The organism is Nonomuraea antri (assembly GCF_013283785.1).
In the GTDB taxonomy this organism is placed as follows: domain Bacteria; phylum Actinomycetota; class Actinomycetes; order Streptosporangiales; family Streptosporangiaceae; genus Nonomuraea; species Nonomuraea antri.
This window is the reverse complement of sequence record NZ_JABCPZ010000351.1, coordinates 1-7460: the sequence shown is the minus strand read 5'-3', so window position 1 is coordinate 7460 and position 7460 is coordinate 1. Positions and strand designations below refer to the sequence as shown.

Annotated in this window: 8 protein-coding genes; 4 read left to right on the top strand and 4 right to left on the bottom strand. The window is 68.3% G+C overall.

The genetic code is table 11. The annotated features are described in order from the left end of the window. The first annotated feature begins 308 nt into the window (after positions 1 to 308). Positions 309 to 875 carry a hypothetical protein gene (locus HII36_RS51735; RefSeq protein WP_173530775.1) on the top strand — a complete coding sequence of 189 codons (567 nt, stop codon included), beginning with the start codon at positions 309 to 311 and terminating at the stop codon, positions 873 to 875. A gap of 208 nt (positions 876 to 1083) precedes the next feature. On the opposite strand, the gene HII36_RS51730 is transcribed toward HII36_RS51735, so the two are convergent. The 4 genes from HII36_RS51730 to HII36_RS51715 form a co-directional block, all read right to left on the bottom strand. Then, on the bottom strand, positions 1084 to 1416 hold the full coding sequence (locus HII36_RS51730; RefSeq protein ID WP_173530774.1) for a hypothetical protein: 333 nt from the start codon (positions 1414 to 1416) through the stop codon (positions 1084 to 1086). 301 nt (positions 1417 to 1717) lie between these two features. Further along, positions 1718 to 2578: a helix-turn-helix domain-containing protein gene (locus HII36_RS51725; RefSeq protein WP_173530773.1), complete on the bottom strand. Its 861-nt coding sequence runs from the start codon at positions 2576 to 2578 to the stop codon at positions 1718 to 1720. Continuing rightward, positions 2571 to 3098, bottom strand: a complete 528-nt coding sequence (locus HII36_RS51720; protein WP_173530772.1) for a DUF6879 family protein — start codon at positions 3096 to 3098, stop codon at positions 2571 to 2573. Before HII36_RS51720 ends, HII36_RS51725 begins: the two co-directional genes overlap by 8 nt. A 5-nt stretch (positions 3099 to 3103) precedes the next feature. Further along, a complete protein-coding gene (locus HII36_RS51715; RefSeq protein ID WP_173530771.1) occupies positions 3104 to 3295 on the bottom strand; it encodes a hypothetical protein in 192 nt (63 codons plus the stop codon). Positions 3296 to 3535: 240 nt separating this feature from the next. Here HII36_RS51715 and HII36_RS51710 point away from each other — a divergent pair, with 240 nt between their 5' ends. From HII36_RS51710 to HII36_RS51700, 3 genes are all read left to right on the top strand, one after another. Continuing rightward, positions 3536 to 4693, top strand: coding sequence for an ROK family transcriptional regulator (locus HII36_RS51710; protein WP_173530770.1), 1158 nt, complete (start codon positions 3536 to 3538; stop codon positions 4691 to 4693). A gap of 140 nt (positions 4694 to 4833) precedes the next feature. Then, the gene (locus HII36_RS51705; RefSeq protein WP_173530769.1) at positions 4834 to 6306 is read left to right on the top strand and encodes a sugar ABC transporter ATP-binding protein; all 1473 of its coding nucleotides are present in this window, start codon (positions 4834 to 4836) and stop codon (positions 6304 to 6306) included. Positions 6307 to 6349: 43 nt separating this feature from the next. Continuing rightward, complete coding sequence (locus tag HII36_RS51700; protein WP_173530768.1) at positions 6350 to 7366, top strand: ABC transporter permease; 1017 nt, start codon at positions 6350 to 6352, stop codon at positions 7364 to 7366. Positions 7367 to 7460 lie beyond the last annotated feature (94 nt).

Genomic DNA, 7460 nt, shown 5'->3' with positions numbered 1-7460 from the left:
CCACCACCCCGCCCAGCCACCGCGTCCGCGTGGGTGTCGGCCGGTTGGGTCGCTCGGGCGGCCCGATCAAGTTCAGGTACCTGACGACGTTCAACCCCCTCAGATCGCTACAGACCTGCGCTCTCAAAAGAAGCAATGCGTTGCTCTTGAAAAGGCAATGTGCGAGCAAAGGATCAGCACACTATGATTCCGCGTGATCACCGTGCGACTCACGGTGACCAGGCGGCGGGCGCCGGCCCGGCCGTGATCGAGGCGGGCAGCGGGAGCGTACATCGGTGGCGGGCCACAGCCGTGCGAGACCTGGATGGTTGCATGTCGGCCCGCTGGAGCCGCGCCTCGTCCGCGCGTGGGACCCGACCGCGTTCCCGCCACCGCAGACCCTGCTGTCGATCATGACCGTCTCGGCGGTTCCGCACCCGCTGGCCATGCGACTGGCCGCCCATCTGAGTGGCGGCATCCTCATCGGCGCCGGATCGGTGCCCGACCTCGCCGGGTTCGAGCACCTGCGCGACGTGCCGCTGCCGTTACAGCCGGGTTCGTGGACTCGGAGCGCCGGCGTGTACGACCCGGCGCTTCGCCGCATCGGGGTCGGCAGCGTCGGCTCTCCGTCGGTGTCGGTGGTCGGTCACGAGCTCGGTCACGCCGTCGATCACATGGACGGCGGCCAGTCCCGTACCTCGGCCTGGCACGAGCTCCACCTGGCCGTGCGCGACGACCTCGCGCCGCCGTACCGGAACGACGTGGCGGAACTGTTCGCCGAGGCGTTCGCGGCCGTGCTCACCCGCCACATGAGACGTCTCATCCACCTGTTCACCGACGAACAGCCCGCGCTGCAGGCTTATCGGTGGCTGAACCGGCGCTACGGGATCGGCTGAGGACCCTCAGACCGCCCATGGAGACAGGTGATGAGTCGTCTTCCCGGTCGCGGCGCCGTGCGGTCGGGTTCCGTCGCGGTCGTGGGCAGAGCAATGGTCCAAGCGACGGCTCGAGCGACGGCACGTGGCCGGTCGGTGCGACGGTGAGATCAGGCGACGCACGACACCTGCGCGTACAGACGCGCCGGCCGTACGTCGCTCAGCCTCATCAGCAGCTCACGTGCCACGCAATGCGAGAGGTGTGCTCGCCGAACAGTCGAATCACGTTCGTCTTCATCGGCTCGAACGGCGGGCGCCCGGGACGGAACAGATCCGCGCGGACCCCGTAGGGCGCGCATGAGCCGACGGTGCACACCGCTGCGTTCCGCCGCAGGTGGGAGCATGCGGTGATCGCCTCGGGGATGCAGGCGAGGCAGGTCGGTGGCGCGTTGGTATAGCCGTCGGCGGCCATGCCGCTCTGCCTGGACAGCAGCCACCAGGTCCGGCCCGTTTCCCGGTCCACCGCCGATTTCGCGCACACCTGGCACAGCCGCTTGGTCATGCACCGCCACTGTCGCCGAGTGTGGACGCTCTTGAAGTCCGGACGCCCGTTTCGCTGGTGCCCCTGCCGCAGCAGGAGGACGCCGAGTTCGTGGTCGCCTCGCGCGGGTTCGACGTAAGCCAGTTCGTGCCCGTCGGCACCGCGGCGTGGCCTCCACCTCAGCGAGTTGACCTGCTCGGCTTCGCCGGTCCAGCCGATCACGTACGGGTAGCGGAAGGGCGAGGAAGACATGCTTCGACCGTACGAACCGCGGTGCCTGACAAGCAATGTGCTCGAAGTTGCTCCAACTCCCTGGTCGGTGTCAACCTGCCGGGGTATCGCCGGCAACTCGGGACAGCGCGTCGATCGCTTGCATGATCATGCGGCGTGCGGGCGGGCCGTATTGGGCGACTTCGGAGTAGAGGTCGAACATCCGCTCGTGCTGGTCGATCTCATCGGCCAAAGTGAGGGTCAGTTCCGCGCCGTACGTCTCGGTCAGGACCATCCGATCGTCCAGCAGCCAGAACCCGTTCAACGGGGTAAAGGGAAGGATGGCTCGCATGGGGACGATGCCCAGCCGGACACGGGGCATCGCCGCCGCGGCCACCAGCCGGTCCAATTGGCCGAACATCGCCTCCGGCAGCGCCATGCCCAGCCACAGGGCGGTTTCGAGTATGACGAAATGGAATGTGCGGGCCGGGTCGTAAAGAATCTCTTGGCGGCGAAGCCGCGTGGCGACGCCCTCCTCGACATCGTCGGGGGCTCCGTAGAACGCGATCGACTGGGCGAGCCGCTGGTGTGCGTATTCACTGGTCTGCAGGAGGCCGGGAATCACACAGGGTTCGAAGACACGGAAACTCCTGGTCTCCGCCTCCATCTCCAGCCAGTTCTGTTGCTCGGCTCTGGTGCCCAGCCGGAGCCGGCGACGCCATTCCGCATACAGCGTCTCCATCGCTCGCAAGGAGCCGATCAATTCAGGAGCCTCGTCCGGTCGCTCGACGGCGTGGCACCACGCTTCGATGTCGGCTTCCGACGGCGTCTGCTTGCCGCTCTCGATTTTTGAAATCTTGGACGGCTGCCAGCCGTACTGGGCGGCGATCTGCCGCCCGGTCAGCCTGGCATCGAGCCGGAGGTGCTTGAGCCTGGCCCCGATGGCCTGACGAGCACGCGCGATGTCACGCACGGTTCTTCACGAACTCCTCGCGTGATTCCGACCGACTCCAGGCGATCTCCTGCCATTGCCTGTGCCGTTCGACGACGGCCGGATCGCTGATGATCTCCGCTCCCAGAAGAACGTCGTCCTCGCGGAAGTGGAGGAAGGCGACGCGCTCGTCATCGAACAGCCACCAGTCGGATCGCGGCAGTTCCGCGCGCTCTGCCGCCGTGCGTTCCAGATAACGGATGTCGTCGCCGGCGCGGACATTGTGCGCCGCCGTCATCAGGCCGAAGCGGGTGTAGTCCGAGAACGGGTGCGTGACGACTCTCACCCGCCGCAGGGAACGTCCTTCGTCTCGGTGCCGCCGTGAGAGGTCGAGCCAGAACCGCAGCCACTCCATGTCCACAGGGCGGCCGGCCAGGAACTCACGCAATGGCTCTTCTTCGTTCTTGGCGAGGTGATAGCGCTCGCGCGTTTCCAGCCGGAACGCGGAGACCTTGAAGGTGGTGAACAGACGCTCGAAGTCAGCACCGGTGAGAAGGTCCACGCCGGTCACCTTAGGAAACGGAACAGTTCCTTGGGAACCTCGACGAACGCCTCTCCCGTGAGAACGTCGCGAGCCTGGGCCAGGGTGTCCAGGTCGACGACCTGCATGCCCTGGATGACGAGGGTCCCGCGATCGGTTTCGTAGATCGTGGGGCAGCCTCCGCTGGAGGAGGTGCTGCCGACGAAGCGAAGCTCCATGTGCTTCTCCTGATGGCTAGATGCCGGGAAATGCTCGCCTGGTTCGGATGCTCCGATTAATGTGCTTGCTTGTCAAGCAACTCTGCTGTGCGGCATGCGTTCGCGGCGGTGTCCGTCGCGGGGCCAGGGTGGAGCAAGAGCGCCGAGAACATCAACTTTGTTCGTTGATCGGCGGAAGTCGTTGGAGTTAAGGCGATCCGATCCCTTGATTTGCCGCATCGATGATCTTATTGTCGCGACATGACCCCCCAACCGGGCTCGCCCGGCGATGTTCTGACGCTCATCAGCGCCGGTTCCGCGACGACCCGTTCCGACTTGGCCAGGCTCACCGGGCTGGCCAGATCCACGATTTCGCAGCGCGTCGACGCGCTGATCGAGCGCGGTCTGGTGGAGGAGACCGAGAGCGGCGAGTCCACGGGCGGGCGGCCGCCGCGGCATCTGCGGCTGCAGACCGAGGACCACGCTTTCGCCGGCGTCGACCTGGGCGCCACGCACTGCCGCATCGCGCTGCTCGACATCTCGGGCAACGTGCTGGCCGAGTGTGAAGATCCGCTGCTGGTGTCCGAGGGGCCTGACAAGGTGCTGGCCCACGTCGACCAGCGGCTCGATCACCTGCTCGGCCAGGCCGGACGGCCCAGGGCGGCGTTGCGCGCGGTGGGCATGGGCGTGCCCGGCCCGGTGGAGTTCGCGACGGGCCGGCCGAACAACCCGCCGATCATGCCCGGCTGGAACGACTACCCGATTCCCGAATACTTCGGCGGGCTGGCCGTCCTGGTCGACAACGACGTGAACGTGATGGCGCTCGGCGAGCACCGCATCGCCTTCCCCGCCACCAAGCACCTGCTGTTCGTCAAGGTCGGCACCGGCATCGGCTGCGGCATCGTGGCCGAGGGCAGCCTGCATCGCGGCGCGCAGGGCTCGGCCGGCGACATCGGGCACATCAGGGTCAGCGGTCACGAGGAGGCGGGCTGCCGCTGCGGCAACAGCGCCTGCCTGGAGGCCGTGGCCGGCGGCGGCGCGCTGGCGCGGCGGCTGACCGAGCTCGGCCTGCCCGCCGAGTCGGGCAAGGACGTGGTGGCGCTCGTCCAGTCGGGCAACACGCAGGCGCTGCGGCTCGTGCGTGAGGCCGGACGGCTCATCGGCGAAGTGCTGGCGAGCCTGGTCAACTTCTTCAACCCCGAGGTCATCGTCATCGGCGGAGCGCTCTCCCGGGTGCACGAGCACCTGCTGGCCGGCATCAGGGAGACGGTCTATCGCAGGTCGCTGCCGCTGGCCACGCACCATCTGTCGATCGTGCCGAGCCGTACCGGGATGAACGCCGCCGCGCTCGGCGCCGGGAACCTCGCGATCGAGCAGTACCTGTCACCGGAGAACATCAACCGCATCGTCAACGCCTGAAGTCCACACCTGAAGTCCCCGCCTGAAGTCCACGCCTGAAGTCCCCCAATCGGCAGCCCCCAATCGGAAGTCCCCCACCGGAAGCCCCCAACTGGTAACCACCCAACCGGAAGTCACCCCAACCGGAAGGCACCCTCCCGATGCTGGTCATGAAGGGCATCGTCAAGCAGTTTCCCGGCGTGCGCGCGCTGGACGGGGTCGACCTGGAGGTGCGGGCCGGCGAAGTGCACTGCCTGCTCGGCCAGAACGGCGCCGGCAAATCCACCCTGATCAAGGTCCTGGCCGGAGCGCACCAGCCGGACGAGGGCACGATCGTCTTCAACGACGCCGAAGTACGCCCGAGCAGCCCCATCGACGCCATCAGGCTCGGCTTCGCCACCATCTACCAGGAACTCGACCTGGTCGACGGGCTTAGCGTGGCCGAGAACATCTACCTCGGCCACGAGCACGCCAGGCTCGGCTTCGTCAACAACGCGGCCGCCAACCGGGCCGCCCGCGACGTGCTGACGCGGCTCGGCCATCCGGAGATCCGTCCGTCCACCGAGGTCGGGCGGCTGTCGCCGGCGGCCAAGCAGGTCGTCTCGATGGCCCGCGCGCTGTCGTACGACGCCAAGCTCATCATCATGGACGAGCCGTCGGCGGCGCTCGCCCACGACGAGGTCGCCAACCTCTTCCGCATCATCCGCGAGCTGACCGCGCAGGGCGTGGCCGTGGTCTACATCTCGCACCGGCTGGAGGAGATCCGCGAGATCGGCGACCGCGTCACCGTGCTGAAGGACGGCCGTACGGTCGCCGTCGGCCTGCCGGCCCGCGAGACGCCGACCGCGGAGATCGTCTCGCTCATGACCGGCAGGAACGTCGAGTACGTCTTCCCGCCCCGATTGTCCAGGCCGCGTGGCGAGGAGGTGCTGCGGGTGGAGGACCTCACCGCGCCCGGCGTCACCTTCGCGGTGCACGCGGGCGAGATCGTCGGCCTCGCCGGGCTCGTCGGCTCTGGACGCACCGAGATCCTGGAGGCCGTCTACGGCGCGCGCCCCGCCCCCGGACGGGTGCTGCTGTCGGGCAGGCCGGTGCGGCGCGGCGTCGTCCACACCGTGCGCCGCGGCATGGGCCTGGCCCCCGAGGAACGCAAGGCACAGGCGCTGCTGCTCGACCAGAGCGTCACCGCCAACATCACGCTGGGCACGCTGCCGGGGTTCGCCAGGTTCGGCTGGCTCGACCGGCGGCGCGAACGCGCCGAGGCCAAACGCCTGGCCGAACTGCTCGACATCCGCCCACCCGACCCGGAACGCCCGATCAGGACCCTGTCCGGCGGCAACCAGCAGAAGGCCGTGCTCGCCCGCTGGCTGATCGGCGGCAGGAAGCTGCTGCTGCTCGACGAGCCCACCCGCGGCGTGGACGTGGGCGCCAGGGCCGAACTGTACGCGGTCATCCGCGACCTGGCCGACCAGGGCATCGGCGTGCTGCTGGTCTCCAGCGAGGTGCCCGAGGTGCTCGGCCTGGCCGACCGGGTGCTGGTGCTGCGCGAAGGCGTCGTCATCCACGAGGGCGAGGCCGGGGAACTCGACGAGCACCAGGTGCTCGACATGATCATGGAGGGGAGGGCCGCCTGATGAGCGACCCCGAGAACCCGCAGGCAGAGGGGGGAACGGCCCGATGAGCGACCCCGGAAGCCCGTTGGATACGCGAGCCGCCAAGACGGCACTGCCGGGGGCATTGCCGCGCTGGGGCGGCTTCGGCGAACTGCGCCACGTCGGCCTGCTCGGCGCCATCGCGCTGCTGGTCGTCGTCGGCCTGGTCACCAGGCCGGAGAACTTCCCCACCGCCTCGAACCTGGTCAGCATGTTGTCGCTGGCCGCCACGATCGGCGTCATCACGGTCGGCGCCACGTTCGTGATCATCGGCGGCGGCATCGACCTGTCAGTCGGCGCGATCATGGCGCTCGCCTCGGTGTGGGCCACCACGCTCGCCACCCAGTCGTACGGGCCGGTGATCATGGCACTCTGCGCCATCCTCGTCGGCACCGGGGCCGGGCTGGTCAACGGGCTGCTCATCGCGTACGGGCGGCTGGTGCCGTTCATCGCCACCCTGGCCATGCTGGTGGCCGCCCGCGGCCTGGCCCAGCGCATGTCGGACCGCAAGACCCAGCTCATCCAGAGCGACAACACCGCCCTGGTGAGCCTGTCTACCGAGCGGGTGCTCGGCATCCCGCTGCTCGTCTACATCTTCGCGCTGGTCGTGGCGCTCGGCTGGGTCCTGCTCAACCGCACCACCTTCGGCCGCCGCACCTACGCGGTCGGCGGCAACCCCGAGGCGGCCAGGCTCGCCGGCATCGACGTACGCAGGCACACGATGCTGCTCTACGCGCTGTCCGGCCTGTGCTGCGGCATCGCCGCCATCCTCATCATGGCCCGTACGACGACAGGCTCGTCCACCCACGGCGACCTGTACGAACTGGACGCCATCGCGGCCGTCATCATCGGCGGCACCCTGCTGACCGGCGGCCGGGGCACGATCATCGGCTCGATCCTGGGCCTGCTGATCTTCACCCTCATCACGAACCTGTTCATTCTCAACGGGCTCAACACCAGCGACCAGCTGATCGCCAAGGGCCTGATCATCGTCGTCGCCGTCCTTCTCCAGCGGCGGAACTTGAAGGAGAGAGCACCATGAGTGAGAACGTCGCGCGCAGGGGATTCCTCGTCGGCGGAGCCGTTCTGTTAGCGGCGGGCTGCACCAGCAACGAGCCCGCCGCCGCCCCCACCAC